Source organism: Kribbella sp. NPDC049584, from assembly GCF_040675555.1.
In the GTDB taxonomy this organism is placed as follows: domain Bacteria; phylum Actinomycetota; class Actinomycetes; order Propionibacteriales; family Kribbellaceae; genus Kribbella.
This window is the reverse complement of sequence record NZ_JBFAPF010000010.1, coordinates 236,599-250,916: the sequence shown is the minus strand read 5'-3', so window position 1 is coordinate 250,916 and position 14,318 is coordinate 236,599. Positions and strand designations below refer to the sequence as shown.

Below are 14,318 nucleotides of genomic sequence, written 5' to 3'. Positions count from 1 at the left end.
TCTCCGCGAACACAGATCGGCCAGATCGGTCGCGCCCCCGGCAGGATTCGAACCTGCGCACCCGCCTCCGGAGGGCGGTGCTCTATCCCCTGAGCTACGGGGGCTCAGGAACGTGCAGAACAGTAGCAGGAAGTTCACCCAAATCCCGAATCAGGGCAGCCGTGTCCGGGGGCGAGCCGATCGTCGTACGGGGGAGCCCTGAGCGGACCCTGGAAGCGTGGTGCGGCGGGATCAGATCGGGCACAGGCACCGTCATAGTGGTTGTAGGCCCAACAGCGCACAGGGAATGGAAAGGAAGGGTACTCATGGCTAGCTCTCTGGTCCGCCCGTCAAATGATCGCTGGATCGGCGGTGTCTGCTCCGGACTCGCTCGCCGGTTCGGTATCTCGTCCAACACGATGCGCCTGATCTTCGTGGTCAGCTGCCTCCTGCCCGGCCCGCAGTTCCTGATCTACATCGTCCTGTGGGTGCTGATGCCCTCGGAGCGCTGACCCTCCGGCAACCTGAGCCGCGCCGCATGGCAACCTGCTCTGCATGGGAGCAGGCAGCTGGCGGACGGCCGTAACGGCAGCTGTCCTGCTGCTCACGAGCAGCGTGGTGGGCGGCTGCCAGGTCGGTCCCGCGCCGCCGGCCGCCGCCGTACTGCGGACCGGCGCGCCGCCCTGGGACGCCCCGCGGGACGCGGTCTCGTACATCGACAAGGCAGGCTTCGAACGCCTCCCGCTCGACTTCTCCGGCCCCTCGCCGTACACCGTGCACATCGCCGTCAGCGTGGACGGCAAACCGGTCCAGGTCCCGGCCGGCATCGGCATCGACAAGCTCCGCGCCGAGCAGGCCGCCGTACACACCCACAGCACCGACGGCCTGGTCTGGGTCGAGGCCAAAACGACCTCCGACCACCCCACCCTCGCCCAGTTCTTCACCCTCTGGGGCATCAAGTACGACGCCAACTGCCTGGCGGATGCCTGCGCCGGCCTGAAGGTCGCGGTGAACGGTGAACCCGCCGCATGGGACACCCCGCTGGTCCGTAACGGCCACATCACGGTGAGCGCGCGGCGCTGATCGCGTACCGGGCTGTGGATAGCGAGTCAAGGGTTTGGGTGCAGGCCCATTAGGCTGAGGCGGTGACTCCGGAACAGCTCGCTGAGAAGATCCTGCAGGCCCTGGCCGCGCTCGCCGACGACGGCGCCATCACCGTCGAGGGCGGGCTGCCGCGCGAGCTGAAGGTCGAGCGCCCCAAGAACCCCGAGCACGGGGACTACGCCACCAACGTCGCGATGCAGCTCGGCAAGCGTGCCGGGATGAATCCGCGGCAGTTCGCCGAGCTGCTCGCCGCCCGGCTCCGCGACGACGAGGCGATCACCGCGGTGGACATCGCCGGACCGGGATTCATCAACCTCCGGGTCGCCGCGGACGCCCAGGGCAAGGTCGCGCAGGCGATCCTCGACGCCGGCCCGACGTACGGGACGAGCGACAGCCTCCATGGCCGCACGATCAACGTGGAGTTCATCTCGGCCAACCCGACCGGCCCGCTGCACCTCGGCCACACCCGCTGGGCGGCCGTCGGTGACGCGCTCGCCCGGGTGCTGTCCGCCGCGGGCGCGAGCGTGACCCGCGAGTTTTACATCAACGACCGCGGCAACCAGATGGACAAGTTCGGCGCCAGCCTGCAGGCGGCCGCGCACGGGCAGCCGATCCCGGAGGACGGCTACCACGGGGAGTACATCCTCGACCTGGCCAAGCAGATCGTCGCCGAGGTGCCCGGCATCACCGAACTGCCGGACGACGAGCAGCTGATCGCCTTCCGCGAGGCGGGGTACGAGCGCCAGCTCAAGGAGCAGCAGTCCCAGCTCGAGCACTTCCGGACCAAGTTCGACGTGTGGTTCTCCGAGCGCAGCCTGCACGAGCAGGACGGTGTCGGCCACGCGATCCAGAAGCTCCGCGAGCAAGGCCATCTGTACGACGCGGACGACGCGCTGTGGATGCGAACCACGGATTTCAGCGACGACAAGGACCGCGTGCTGATCCGCTCGAACGGCGAGCCGACGTACTTCGCCTCCGACGCGGCGTACTACGTGAACAAGCGCGAGCGCGGGTTCGAGACCTGCGTCTACATGCTCGGCGCGGACCACCACGGGTACGTGAACCGGCTGAAGGCGATCGCGGCCTGCGCCGGCGACGACCCCGAGCACAACATCGAGATCCTGATCGGCCAGCTGGTGAAGATCCTCAAGGGCGGCGAGGAGATGAAGCTGTCCAAGCGGGCCGGCACGATCGTCACGCTCGCCGAGCTGGTCGAGGAGGGCGGCGTCGACGCCCTGCGGTACACACTCTGCCGCTATCCGACCGACTCGCCGCTGACCCTGGACATCGAGGAGATGACCCGCCAGGCCAGCGAGAACCCGGTGTACTACGTGCAGTACGCGCACGCCCGGCTCGCCTCGATCCTGCGCAACGCGGACGAGCTCGGCATCAAGCTGGACGAGTTCGACCCGGGCCTGCTCAGCCACGAGCGCGAGGGCGACCTGCTCCGCGCGCTGGCCGAGTTCCCGCGCGTTGTCGCGACCGCCGCCGAGCTGCGCGAACCGCACCGGATCGCGCGGTATCTGGAGGACACGGCGTCGGCGTTCCACAAGTTCTACGACAGCTGCCGCGTGCTGCCGCGCGGCGACGAGGAGGTGGAGCCGGTGCACAAGGCTCGCCTGACCCTGGTCTCCGCGACCCGGACCGTGTTCGCCAACGGGCTCGACCTGCTCGGCGTCTCCGCACCGGAGCGGATGTGAGGGCGCACGAGGCGGGCGCGCTGCACGCCGACATCGGCCACCGGGCTCCGCCTTGGCTGCGCGCGCCGCGGGACCCCAACGACCTGGTCACCTCGCTGTGGTCGATGTCGGCCAAGAAGACGGCCGAGGGCTCGCTGGTCGTCGGCGGCGTCCACGTCCGCGACCTGGTCGCCGAGCACGGCAGCCCGGCCTTCGTCCTGGACGAGGACGACTTCCGGGCCCGCGCCCGTGCCTTCAAGACCGCGTTCAAGGACTTCGACGTCTACTACGCCGGCAAGGCGTTCCTGTGTACGACGATCGTCCGCTGGGTGATGGAAGAGGGCTTGAACCTCGACATCTGCAGCGGGGGAGAGCTCGCCGTTGCGCTCCGGGCCGGTGCCGACCCGAAGCGGCTGGGGTTCCACGGCAACAACAAGTCCGAGTCCGAGCTGGCTCGCGCGCTCGACGCCGGCGTCGGGCGGATCATCGTCGACTCGCAGTACGAGATCTCCCGGCTGATCGAGCTGGCGGGGGAGCGCAACGTCGTCGCGCCGGTGATGATCCGGGTGACGGCGGGCGTCGAGGCGCACACCCACGAGTACATCGCGACCGCGCACGAGGACCAGAAGTTCGGCTTCTCGATCACGTCCGGCGCGGCCTTCGAAGCCGTTGCCCGGGTCAACGAAGCGCCGGAGCTCGAGCTGCTCGGCCTGCACTCGCACATCGGTTCGCAGATCTTCGACTCGTCGGGGTTCGAGGTGGCCGCGAAGCGCGTGATCGCCTTGCACGCAAGGGTTTCCGACGAGCTCGGGGTGGACATGCCGGAGCTCGACCTCGGCGGCGGGTTCGGGATCGCGTACACGACGCAGGACGACCCGTCCGACCCGGCGCAGCTCGCGACCGAGATGGGCAAGATCGTCGAGCACGAGTGCCGCGCCTTCGAGGTCGACGTGCCCAAGGTGTCGATCGAGCCGGGCCGCGCGATCGTCGGTCCGGCGATGTGCACGGTGTACTCCGTCGGCACGGTCAAGGAGGTCGAGCTCGACGCCGGCGCCATGCGGACGTATGTGTCCGTCGACGGCGGGATGAGCGACAACATCCGCGCCGCGCTGTACGACGCCGACTACTCCTGCACGCTGGCCAACCGGTACTCCGACACCGAGCCGACGCTCGCCCGCGTGGTCGGGAAGCACTGCGAGGCCGGGGACATCGTCGTGAAGGACGAGTTCCTGCCGGCCGACGTCCAGCCCGGTGACCTGATCGCGGTTCCGGGGACCGGCGCGTACTGCCGCTCGATGGCGAGCAACTACAACCACGTGCCGCGGCCGCCGGTGATCGCGGTGAAGGACGGCCGAACGCGGGTCGTCGTACGCCGTGAGACCGAAGACGACCTGCTTCGCCTTGATATGGGGACCGCCGAATGATCGACACCGCCAACGACAAGAAACCTCTCAAGGTGGGCCTGCTCGGTTGCGGAGTGGTCGGCACCGAGGTGGTGCGGATCCTGACCGAGCAGGCGGACCATCTCGCGGCCCGCGTCGGCGCCCGCCTGGAGATCGCGGGCATCGCCGTACGCCGTCCCGGCCGCGCCCGGGACATCGCGGTCGACCCGGCGCTGATCACGACCGACGCCCAGGCGCTCGTGTCGCGCGGCGACCTGGATCTGGTGATCGAGGTGATCGGCGGCCTCGAGCCCGCCCGCAGCCTGATCCTGACCGCGCTCGAGCACGGCGCCTCCGTCGTCACGGCGAACAAGGCGCTGCTCGCGGAGGACGGCCCGACGCTGTTCGCGGCCGCGGAGAAGTACCAGCGCGACCTGTACTTCGAGGCTGCCGTCGCCGGCGCGATCCCGATCCTGCGGCCGCTGCGCGAGTCGCTCGCCGGTGACGACGTGATCCGGGTGATGGGCATCGTCAACGGCACCACGAACTACATCCTCGACAAGATGGACACCACCGGCGCCGGCTTCGACGAGGCGCTCGAGGAGGCCCAGGCACTCGGGTACGCCGAGGCCGACCCGACCGCGGACATCGAGGGATTCGACGCCGCCGCGAAGGCAGCGCTGCTGGCCAGCCTGGCGTTCCACACCCGCGTCTCGATCGCCGACGTACACCGCGAGGGCATCACCGAGGTGAGCGCGACCGACATCGCGTCGGCCCGCGAGATGGGCTGCGTGGTCAAGTCGCTGGCGATCTGCGAGCTCGACGAGACGACCGATTCGGTCAGCGCCCGGGTGTATCCGGCGATGATCCCGCTCACGCATCCGCTGGCCAGTGTCCGGGACGCCTACAACGCGGTTTTCGTGGAAAGCAAAGCAGCCGGGCGGCTGATGTTCTATGGTCGTGGTGCCGGCGGCGCCCCGACGGCCAGTGCAGTCCTCGGGGATCTGGTGTCCGCCGCGCGCAACCGGCTCAAGGGCGTGCCGGGTGTCGGCGAGTCGTCGTACACCCAGCGGTCCGTGCGGCCGATGGGCGACGCGATGACCCGCTACCACGTGTCGCTGGATGTGGCCGACAAGGCCGGCGTGCTGGCGGCGGTGGCCCAGGCCTTCGCCGAGCACGACGTGTCGATCCAGACCGTCCGCCAGGAAGGCCGGGGCAGTGACGCGGAGCTGGTGGTGGTCACTCACACCGCGACCGACGCCGCGTTGTCCGCGACCGTGGACGCCTTGCGCGACATGGACATCGTTCGGGAAGTCAGCAGTGTGATGCGGGTGGAAGGCGAGTAGATCTATGGCTCACCAGTGGCAGGGCGTGATCGAGGAGTACCGGGACCGGCTTCCAGTGTCGGCGGACACGCCGGTGGTCACGCTCGGCGAGGGCGGTACGCCGCTGGTGGCCGCGCAGTGGCTCAGCGAGCAGACCGGCTGCGAGGTCTGGCTGAAGGTCGAGGGCAACAACCCGACCGGCTCGTTCAAGGACCGCGGGATGACCGTGGCGATCTCGCTTGCCGCGCAGGCCGGCGACAAGGCGGTCGTCTGCGCGTCGACCGGCAACACCTCGGCCTCGGCCGCGGCGTACGCCGTGCGCGCCGGGATGGTCCCGCTGGTGCTGATCCCGGCCGGACGGATCGCGAAGGGCAAGCTCGCGCAGGCGGTCGTGCACGGCGCCAAGCTCGTGCAGATCGACGGCGGCTTCGACGACTGCCTGCGGATCGTCCGTGAACTGGGCAAGCACTACCCGGTCGCTCTGGTGAACTCGGTCAACCCGGTCCGCCTGGAAGGGCAGAAGACCGCGGCGTTCGAGGTGTGCGATGCGCTCGGCGACGCCCCTGATCTGCACCTGCTCCCGGTCGGCAACGCGGGCAATATCGCGGCCTACTGGAAGGGATACCAGGAGTACGCGAAGGACAAGCTCGCCACCCGGACCCCGCAGATGTGGGGGTTCCAGGCCGAGGGCGCGGCGCCGATCGTGCGCGGCGCGATCGTCGAGAAGCCCGAGACCGCGGCCACCGCGATCCGGGTCGGCAACCCGGCCTCCTGGACTTTGGCCGAGGCTGCCCGCGACGAGTCGGGCGGCCGGATCGAGATGATCACCGACCAGATGATCCTGGACGCGCAGCGTGAGCTCGCCGCTCGTGAGGGTGTGTTCGTGGAGCCGGCTTCGGCCGCTGGGGTCGCCGGTCTGTTGCACGCCAAGGCGCAGGGGTGGCTGCCGGGTGGCTCGACCGTGGCTATCACCGTCACAGGCCATGGCCTGAAGGACATCGACACGGCGCTCGACCACGTCAGCATGGACGAGTCGCCGGTGACCGCGGCCGACACCGACGCGGTCGCCCGCGTCGCCGGCCTGGCATGAGCGCGGCCGTGCCACCCTCGACCGCCGAGCAGTCCAGCGCCTCGGCCACCGAGCAGCGCCGGCCGTGCGACCAGGTGCGGGTGCGGGTTCCGGCGACGAGCGCGAACCTCGGCCCGGGATTCGACGCGTTCGGCCTCGCGCTGACGTTGTACGACGACCTGGTCGTGACGCCCGGCGGGTCCGGCGTGACCGTCCAGGTGAGCGGCTGCGGCGAAGGCGAAGTACCGCTGGACGAGTCGCATCTCGTGGTGCGGTCGATCCGGTCCGGGCTCGAGGCGCTCGGTGCGGCGGTGCCCGGGTTCACGTTGCGCTGTGAGAACCGCATCCCGCACGGTCGCGGGCTCGGTTCGTCGTCCGCGGCGATCGTCGGTGGCCTTGCGGCGGCGTACGCATTGGCTGGCGAGCCGGTCGATCGCGAGCGTCTCGTCGTACTGGCGAACGAGCTCGAAGGGCATCCGGACAACGTCGCGGCTGCAGCCCTCGGTGGGTTCACGATCGCTTGGACGGAAGGCGCAGAGACAGCAGAGCCAACTGAGGGGCGTGGCCGCGCGGTTCGTTTGGAACCGGCGGACGGATTGGCTGCGGTTGCTTATGTACCTGACAATCGCGTGCTGACCAAAGAGGCGCGCGGACTGCTGCCGGGCGTTGTTTCCCACACCGACGCGGCGGCGAACGCGGGCAAGGCCGCATTGCTCGTCGCGGCGATGACCGGTCGGCCGGAATTGCTGCTGACCGCGACCGAGGACCGGCTGCACCAGGAGTACCGCGAGCCGGCGATGCCCGAGAGCCTCGCGCTGGTGCACAAACTGCGCGGCAGCGGGCTGGCCGCGATCGTCAGCGGAGCCGGCCCGACGGTCGCCGTACTGGGCGTCCAGGACGGTAAAGGCCCAGGTCACGGCAATCTTTTCGGCGCTACGCCGGAGCCGCCGGACGGCTGGACGAAGTACGAGCTGGAGATCGATCCAGTCGGCGTACAGGTCTGGTCCATGGAAGCCGGTTGAGCCGGGGAATCCTGAGCCGCTGACACGCGTTGTACCGACCGAGTCAACCGGACGACCCGTAGTGGTGCTAGTCTCGACTCACCCGATCCCCTCCAGGTGATCGGTGAACTCTCGTCACGATCCGGGCTGTGCTCCCGGCACCCTGTGTTGTGTGGCGACCCTCCTGTGGATGTGACCTTGCGCCGCCTGCGTCGGAGAAGTCCGGGGGGACTCAGATCGAGCGAGAGCCTCTTGTACCCCGCGTGCCCGTTGTGCGGTCGTGGGTGGAATGAAACTGGTCGATGAGCCGTGCAGGCCTTCGACGATCCGTGTGGGAAGGACCTCACGTGACAGAAACTGTTGAAGCCTCCAGCGCAGGAGACGCCGCGGCTACCACCGCGCCGCGTCGCCGCAAAGCTGGTGGCGGCCTCGAGGGCATGCTGCTCCCCGAGCTCAAGCAGCTCGCCGGGACGCTCGGCATCAAGGGCACCGGCGCACTGCGCAAGGGCCAGCTGATCGAGGCGATCAAGGCCGCTCAGGCCGGTGGTTCCACCGCCGGCGGCGGCTCGACCGGTGGCTCCCGGGCGAAGGCGACGCAGCCGACGCTGGACGAGGCCGCCGACTCAGCGTCCTCAGCGCCCGCGGCAAAGACCGCTGAGGCGCCGGCCAAGCGCGAGGGTGGCAGCCGCCGGACCCGCGCCGCGGCCCAGAAAGAGACGCCGCAAGACACTCCGAAGGACGAATCGGCGCAGAACGGCGCCGCTCCCGAGGTGACCGCTCCGGCCGCCGCGACCGTCACCTCCTCGGCTCCGGCCGAGGCGCCGGCCGCCGCCCACGCCGGGACCGCCGCTCAGAACGGCGCCGCCGAGCGGGTCGAGACCCGTGGCGACGAGCGCGCCGACGACCGCGGCGACAACCAGAGCCGCAACCGCGCCCGGGACGGCCGGGACGGCCGGGACGGCAGCCAGAACAGGGACCGCAACCGCGACGCCCAGAACCGGGACACCAACCGGGACGGACAGCGCGACAGCCAGCGTGAGACGCAGCGCGACGGTCAGCGGGACGGCCAGGTCAACCGGGACGGCAATCGGGACGGCGGCCGCGACGGCAACCGGGACCGGAACCGCGACACGAACCGCGACGGTCAGCGTGACGGTCAGCGTGACGGTCAGCGTGACGGTCAGCGTGATGGCCAGGGCGACAACCAGCGGAACCGCCAGGACGACCGCGGCGAGGAAGGCGACGGACGTCGTCGTCGCCGCCGCGGACGTGACCGGGACCGCAACCGCGACGGCCAGCCGGGCAACCGCGACGGTGGCCGGGACGGGCGTGACGGCGGCCGCGACAGCAACCGCAACCGTGGTCGCGGCGAGCGGTTCGACGCCGAGCCGACGATCAGCGAGGACGACATCCTCGTCCCGGCCGCCGGCATCCTCGACGTACTCGACAACTACGCGTTCGTCCGGACCAGCGGCTACCTGCCCGGCCCGAACGACGTGTACGTCGCACTCTCGATGGTCAAGCGCTACGGCCTGCGCAAGGGCGACGCGATCACCGGTGCGGTGAAGCAGCCGCAGGAGGGCGAGCGCAAGGAGAAGTTCAACCCGCTGGTCCGGATCGACACCGTCAACGGCGCCGACCCGGAGATCGCCAAGCAGCGGCAGGACTTCAACAAGCTCACCCCGCTGTACGCGACCGAGCGGCTCCGGCTGGAGACCGAGCCGGGGATCCTGACCACCCGGATCGTCGACATCGTCAGCCCGATCGGCAAGGGCCAGCGCGGCCTGATCGTCTCGCCGCCGAAGGCCGGTAAGACGATGGTGCTGCAGGCGCTTGCGAACGCGATCACCACGAACAACCCCGAAGTGCACCTGATGGTCGTGCTGGTGGACGAGCGGCCCGAAGAGGTCACCGACATGCAGCGCACGGTCAAGGGCGAGGTCATCGCCTCGACGTTCGACCGGCCGGCCGACGACCACACCACGGTCGCGGAGCTGGCGATCGAGCGGGCGAAGCGGCTGGTCGAGCTCGGCCACGACGTCGTCGTACTGCTCGACTCGATCACCCGGCTCGGCCGTGCGTACAACATCGCGGCGCCTGCCAGCGGCCGGATCCTGTCCGGCGGTGTGGACTCGTCCGCGCTGTACCCGCCGAAGCGGTTCTTCGGTGCGGCCCGCAACATCGAGGACGGCGGCTCGCTGACCATCCTCGCGACCGCGCTGATCGAGACCGGCTCGAAGATGGACGAGGTGATCTTCGAGGAGTTCAAGGGCACCGGCAACATGGAGCTCCGGCTGCGCCGCGAGTTCGCCGACCGGCGGATCTTCCCGGCCATCGACGTCGTCGCCTCCGGCACCCGCCGCGAGGAGCTGCTGATGTCGAAGGACGAGACCCAGGTCGTGTGGAAGCTGCGCCGGGTGCTGTCGGCACTCGACGGTCAGGCGGCGCTGGAACTGCTGATCGGCAAGCTCAAGGAGAGCAAGTCGAACATCGAGTTCCTGCTCCAGGTCAACAAGACCACGCCGTCGACCGGCGCCGGCCACAGCACCACCAACGGCGACTGACCCGACTGCTCGCGGCGACTCTCGGCTGGCTGAGGATGTTCTCAGCCAGCTGAGAGAAGCTGAGAAAAGCTGTTCCCGGGGTTCATCTCGACCTCATCGAAGGTTTCTCCCCGGAGGAATGCTCCAACCCGTCAAGTAGTCACAGACTTCGGCGGGAGTTGGAATGCGCACACACTGGCGATTCACGGCGGTGGTCGGAATCGCGCTGGTCGCGGCCACCGGCGTCGCGGCGGCGAAGGTGCTGCCCGAGCGGCACGCAGGCCCGGCGCCGGACGGTTCGGCGGTCACGACGTACGGCTGGCGGGTCACTCCGGCCGGCGACCAGACCAAGCTCGGTGAGAAGCCGTTCGGTGCGGTGCTCAGCCCCGACGGCAAGTACCTCGCGGTCAGCAACGACGGCACCCGGACGCAGAGCCTCTCGCTGGTCGAGGCCGCGACCGGCAAGGTGCTCCAGACCCTGCCGTACACGAGTCCGGAGGCGCTGTTCATCGGCCTCGCCTGGAGCCCGGACGGCACGAAGCTGTACGCCGCCGCGGGTGGCAACGACAAGATCCGGGTCTACACGCTGGCCGACGGCCTGCTGACCGAGACCAGCCCGATCACGATGCCCAAGGGCTCGTTCCCGGCCGGCCTCACGACCAGCGCGGACGGCTCCAAGCTCTACGTGGCCGACAACGGCAGCGGTGGTCTGGCAGCGGTCGACACCGCGACGGGCAAGGTGTTCGGTACGGTCGCGACCGGCGCGAACCCGTTCACGGTCGGCCTGACCGGCGACGGCGCGACGGCGTACGTGTCGAACTGGGGGACGAACACGGTCTCGGCCGTCGACACCGCGACGCTGAAGGTCCGCGCGACGCTGACCGTCGGCAGCCACCCGACCGCGATCGTCCGCAACCCGGCCACCGGTGAAATGCTGATCGCGGTCACCGACGCCGACAAGGTCATCGGCGTCAACCCGGCCACGGACGCGATCACGCGGACGATCGACCTGGCGCCGTACCGGCACGCTCCGGTCGGCTCGAGCCCGCAGGGTCTGGCGATCGACGGGAAGACGTTGTACGTCGCGAACGCCGGCAACAACGACGTCGCGGTCGTGAACCTCGCGAACAACCACGTCACCGGGCTGATCCCGACCGGCTGGTACCCGACCACGGTCACCGTCACCAAGGACAAGCACCGGCTGCTGGTCACGAACGCGAAGGGACTCGGCGCCGGCCCGAACCCGGGCGGTCCGCAACCGACGAACCCGGTCGTCGACTATTCGCAGTACGTCGGCTCGATGATCATGGGCACGCTGTCCGACATCGCCGTACCTCGCGCGGCCGAGCTGGCGCGCTACACCAAGCAGGTCCGGCAGAACGACGGGTTCGACACGGCGATGCACCCGAACGGCCCGGCGAACGTCGTACCGGCGCGGCCGGGCGACCCGAGCCCTATCAAGCACGTGATCTACGTGGTGAAGGAGAACCGGACCTACGACCAGGTGTTCGGCTCGCTCGGCAAGGGCGACAGCGATCCGGCGCTGAACCTGTTCGGCGACGAGTCCGCGCCGAACCACCGGCAGCTGGCCCGGCAGTTCGTCACGCTGGACAACTTCTACGCCGACGGCGCGGTCTCGTCCGACGGCTGGGAGTGGGCCACCGGGTCGGAGTCCAACGCGTACAACGAGCACCTCTGGCCGGTCGCGTACAGCAGCCGCGGACGCAGCGACGACGTGTACACCAACCAGGCAACGGATCCGGGCAAGCTGACCGGCGACTCGCGGATCTGGGACCGGCTCGACGACGCGGGCATCTCGTACCGCAACTCCGGCATGTGGGCCGGCGGTCCGCTGCCGGCCAAGGTGTTCGCGACCGAGCCGCGGCTGGCCGCCCACACCGACCCGAACTACGCGGCGCAGAACGGTGACATCAAGGACATCACCCGGGCCGACGAGTGGATCCAGCAGTACCAGGCGGCCTCGGCGGCAGGGACCGTGCCGACCATGCAGTTCATCCGGCTGGCCAACGACCACACGTTCGGTACGTCGGTCGGCAAGCCGACGCCGAAGGCCGCGGTGGCCGACAACGACCTGGCGCTCGGGCGGATCGTCGAGGCGGTGTCGCACAGCAAGGAGTGGAAGGACACCGCGATCTTCGTCACCGAGGACGACGCGCAGAACGGGCCCGACCACGTCGACGCGCACCGGACCGTCGCGCTGGTGATCAGCCCGTACACGCAGACCGGCGAGGTCGACTCGACCATGTACAGCACGGTGGCGATGATGCGGACGATGGAGCTGATCGCCGGGATCGGGCCGCTGACCCAGTTCGACGCCGCGGCGACCCCGATGACGGCGAGCTTCACCGCCAAGCCGGACTTCACGCCGTACGACGCCCGGACGCCGGCGCAGTCGCTCGACGAGAAGAACACCGCGGCCGCACCGCTGGCGGCGGAGTCGTCGAAGATGAACTTCAGCGGCGCCGACCTGGCGCCCGAGCAGCAGCTGAACGAGGCGATCTGGAAGAGCGTCAAGGGCGCGGACAGCCCGATGCCGGCGCCGCGGGGCGTCCCGGCGAGCGGGACCGAGGCGGCCGAGGACGGTGGGCGCTGACCCGGATTTCCGCCGGATCGGCGGGTCGTGGCACACTAGATGGTCGGTTCCGGTTCACGTTCACACCGTGTGGACGACCCGGGACACCTGATTCCTAGGAGACCTGTTGTGAAGGCTGATATCCACCCGACGTACGTCGAGACCACGGTGACCTGCACCTGTGGCGCCACGTTCACCACGCGCTCGACCGCGGAGAACGGCGTGATCCACGCCGATGTGTGCTCGCAGTGCCACCCCTTCTACACCGGCAAGCAGAAGATTCTCGACACCGGTGGCCGGGTCGCCCGCTTCGAGAAGCGGTACGCCAAGAAGTAGCGGCGAAAGCTCTGGGCGAGGTGTGCCTGCGGAAAAGCGCAGGCCACCTCGCTTTCGCGTGTTGTGCGGCTGCGCTCCGCTTGCTGCGAGCGGGGGCTTCGCCATCCGCACCCGCGTGTGCGGGGCTAGCGTTGGTTCGTATCTGAAGGGAGGAGTGCGGCATGTTCGAAGCAGTTGAGACGCTGAAGGCGGAGTACGCCGAGCTGGAGCGGCAGATGGCTGAGCCGGAGCTGCACTCCGACCAGGCCAACGCCCGCCGGGTCGGCAAGCGGTACGCCGCGCTGGCGCCGGTGGTTCGCACGTACGACGAGTGGCAGCAGACGGGCGATGACATCGAGGCCGCGCGGGAGCTCGCCTCGGAGGACCCGGCGTTCGCCGAGGAGGCGACGCGGCTGACCGCACGCCGCGAGGAGCTGGCCGAGCGCCTGCAGACGCTGCTCGTGCCGCGGGACCCCAACGACGACAAGGACGCGATCCTCGAGATCAAGGCGGGCGAGGGCGGCGACGAGTCGGCGCTGTTCGCCGGCGACCTGTTGAAGATGTACCTGAAGTACGCCGAGTCGCAGAACTGGAAGACCGAGGTGCTCGACTCGGCCGAGTCCGACCTGGGCGGGTACAAGTCGATCACGGTCGCGGTGAAGGCGAAAGGTACGCCGGAGCCGGGCGATGCGCCGTACGCGAAGCTGAAGTTCGAGGGTGGCGTGCACCGGGTGCAGCGGGTGCCGGTGACCGAGTCGCAGGGGCGGATCCACACGTCGGCGGCCGGGGTGCTGGTGCTGCCGGAGGCCGAGGACGTCGACGTCGAGATCGACCCGAACGACCTGCGGATCGATGTCTTCCGGTCGTCGGGCCCGGGTGGGCAGAGCGTCAACACGACGGACTCCGCCGTACGCATCACGCACCTGCCGACGGGCATCGTCGTGTCGATGCAGAACGAGAAGTCCCAGCTGCAGAACCGCGAGCAGGCGATGCGCGTACTGCGTGCGCGGTTGCTGGCCGCTGCACAGGAGGCCGCCGACCAGGAGGCCTCCGACGCCCGCCGCTCGCAGATCCGCACCGTCGACCGGTCGGAGCGCGTCCGCACCTACAACTTCCCCGAGAACCGCTTCTCCGACCACCGGGTCGGCTACAAGGCACACAACCTCGACCAGGTCCTCGGCGGCGAGCTCGAGCCAGTCATCACAGCTCTGACCGAAGCCGACCTCAACGCCCGCCTCGAGGCCGTCGAATCCCAGTGAACGAAAAAGAAACCCGCCCCCTCGCTCCGCTCGGGGGCGGGGGAGTAGATGAGAGCCCGCCGCGGTCTG

General features: G+C 69.4%; 11 protein-coding genes and 1 tRNA gene. 11 read left to right on the top strand and 1 reads right to left on the bottom strand.

Annotated features, from left to right (window positions below; all coding sequences use genetic code 11):
* Positions 1–32 precede the first annotated feature (32 nt).
* A tRNA-Arg gene (locus AB0J62_RS30405) sits at positions 33–104 on the bottom strand.
* Between the two features lie 201 nt (positions 105–305).
* On the opposite strand from AB0J62_RS30405, the gene AB0J62_RS30400 reads away from it, so the two are divergent.
* The 11 genes from AB0J62_RS30400 (at position 306) to prfA (ending at position 14,249) form a co-directional block, all read left to right on the top strand.
* Positions 306–491 (top strand): PspC domain-containing protein, encoded by a 186-nt coding sequence (locus tag AB0J62_RS30400; protein WP_130448604.1) that lies wholly within the window; start codon positions 306–308, stop codon positions 489–491.
* A 43-nt stretch (positions 492–534) separates the two neighbouring features.
* Positions 535–1,062, top strand: a complete 528-nt coding sequence (locus AB0J62_RS30395; protein WP_363878193.1) for a hypothetical protein — start codon at positions 535–537, stop codon at positions 1,060–1,062.
* A gap of 62 nt (positions 1,063–1,124) precedes the next feature.
* The gene (gene argS, locus AB0J62_RS30390) at positions 1,125–2,783 is read left to right on the top strand and encodes an arginine--tRNA ligase (RefSeq protein WP_363878191.1); all 1,659 of its coding nucleotides are present in this window, start codon (positions 1,125–1,127) and stop codon (positions 2,781–2,783) included.
* Positions 2,780–4,186, top strand: a complete 1,407-nt coding sequence (gene lysA, locus AB0J62_RS30385) for a diaminopimelate decarboxylase (RefSeq protein ID WP_363878189.1) — start codon at positions 2,780–2,782, stop codon at positions 4,184–4,186. Before argS ends, lysA begins: the two co-directional genes overlap by 4 nt.
* A complete protein-coding gene (locus AB0J62_RS30380) occupies positions 4,183–5,490 on the top strand; it encodes a homoserine dehydrogenase (RefSeq protein WP_363878186.1) in 1,308 nt (435 codons plus the stop codon). Before lysA ends, AB0J62_RS30380 begins: the two co-directional genes overlap by 4 nt.
* A 4-nt stretch (positions 5,491–5,494) precedes the next feature.
* The gene (thrC, locus tag AB0J62_RS30375; RefSeq protein WP_363878184.1) at positions 5,495–6,559 is read left to right on the top strand and encodes a threonine synthase; all 1,065 of its coding nucleotides are present in this window, start codon (positions 5,495–5,497) and stop codon (positions 6,557–6,559) included.
* A gap of 8 nt (positions 6,560–6,567) precedes the next feature.
* Entirely contained in the window at positions 6,568–7,560 is a 993-nt protein-coding gene (gene thrB / locus AB0J62_RS30370; RefSeq protein ID WP_363878182.1) for a homoserine kinase, read from the top strand.
* Positions 7,561–7,886: 326 nt separating this feature from the next.
* Positions 7,887–10,103 (top strand): transcription termination factor Rho, encoded by a 2,217-nt coding sequence (gene rho, locus AB0J62_RS30365; protein ID WP_363878180.1) that lies wholly within the window; start codon positions 7,887–7,889, stop codon positions 10,101–10,103.
* A gap of 163 nt (positions 10,104–10,266) precedes the next feature.
* Positions 10,267–12,696 carry a bifunctional YncE family protein/alkaline phosphatase family protein gene (locus AB0J62_RS30360; protein ID WP_363878178.1) on the top strand — a complete coding sequence of 810 codons (2,430 nt, stop codon included), beginning with the start codon at positions 10,267–10,269 and terminating at the stop codon, positions 12,694–12,696.
* Between the two features lie 108 nt (positions 12,697–12,804).
* On the top strand, positions 12,805–13,011 hold the full coding sequence (gene rpmE, locus AB0J62_RS30355) for a 50S ribosomal protein L31 (protein ID WP_134111279.1): 207 nt from the start codon (positions 12,805–12,807) through the stop codon (positions 13,009–13,011).
* Between the two features lie 161 nt (positions 13,012–13,172).
* A complete protein-coding gene (gene prfA, locus AB0J62_RS30350) occupies positions 13,173–14,249 on the top strand; it encodes a peptide chain release factor 1 (protein WP_363878175.1) in 1,077 nt (358 codons plus the stop codon).
* The last annotated feature ends 69 nt before the right edge of the window (positions 14,250–14,318 follow it).

Coding starts and splice junctions, on each gene's coding strand:
- AB0J62_RS30395 (WP_363878193.1), top strand. CDS start 535: ATGGGAGCAGGCAGCTGGCGGACGGCCGTAACGGCAGCTGTCCTGCTG.
- AB0J62_RS30400 (WP_130448604.1), top strand. CDS start 306: ATGGCTAGCTCTCTGGTCCGCCCGTCAAATGATCGCTGGATCGGCGGT.
- AB0J62_RS30380 (WP_363878186.1), top strand. CDS start 4,183: ATGATCGACACCGCCAACGACAAGAAACCTCTCAAGGTGGGCCTGCTC.
- AB0J62_RS30360 (WP_363878178.1), top strand. CDS start 10,267: ATGCGCACACACTGGCGATTCACGGCGGTGGTCGGAATCGCGCTGGTC.
- prfA (WP_363878175.1), top strand. CDS start 13,173: ATGTTCGAAGCAGTTGAGACGCTGAAGGCGGAGTACGCCGAGCTGGAG.
- thrC (WP_363878184.1), top strand. CDS start 5,495: ATGGCTCACCAGTGGCAGGGCGTGATCGAGGAGTACCGGGACCGGCTT.